This is a genomic window from Clostridium sp. CAG:43, assembly GCF_000434655.1.
Taxonomy (GTDB): domain Bacteria; phylum Bacillota; class Clostridia; order Lachnospirales; family Lachnospiraceae; genus Otoolea; species Otoolea fessa.
Genome location: NZ_FR895002.1, coordinates 1 through 534, shown reverse-complemented (window position 1 = coordinate 534; position 534 = coordinate 1). Strand labels below are relative to the sequence as shown.

At 44.8% G+C, this 534-nt stretch carries 1 pseudogene; it reads right to left on the bottom strand.

Annotation, left to right across the window (positions count from 1 at the left end):
- A pseudogene (locus QVO97_RS00905) lies at positions 1-392 on the bottom strand (Na+/H+ antiporter NhaC); the annotation flags it as partial.
- Positions 393-534: the final 142 nt, after the last annotated feature.

Here is a 534-nt window from a genome sequence, read left to right as displayed (position 1 = left end):
ACGGAACCGTAGGAGGTTCCGGTCACAAGGCTTAATACGGCACAGAAAATCAGGGTCAGAGGCAGCAGCCAGGTCGGGTTGATCAGTTTTAACCCGCCGACAATGATGGTTGCAATCGTGCCGCTTTGCAGCCAGGTACCGATCATGACGCCAATTGCCATGAGCAGGCACAGGGTAGGAACGACAACCCGGATCGCGTCGTAAGCGCCGTTTACAACATGCTCATAATTTATGCGTAATACCTTACAAAACAGATAGATGATGATCCAGCTCATAAATAGTCCAATCATCGGTCCGCCCGTTTTCAGCCGGATGCAGACTGCAACCGCTCCGATGATCAGGAGCAGAAGCAGAAGCGACTGAGGCATGTTTAATTTTTTGTCTTCGCTCATAACATAGTTCCTCCCTAATGTGAAAGTTGTGCTTTTTTGAATTTAATGCGTTGAGGTTTAACGCGTTAAATTGTAAATTTATTTTCATTATACAGAATAATTCCGAAAAAATCAACCGTAGGAATAATAATTATTTGGCTCA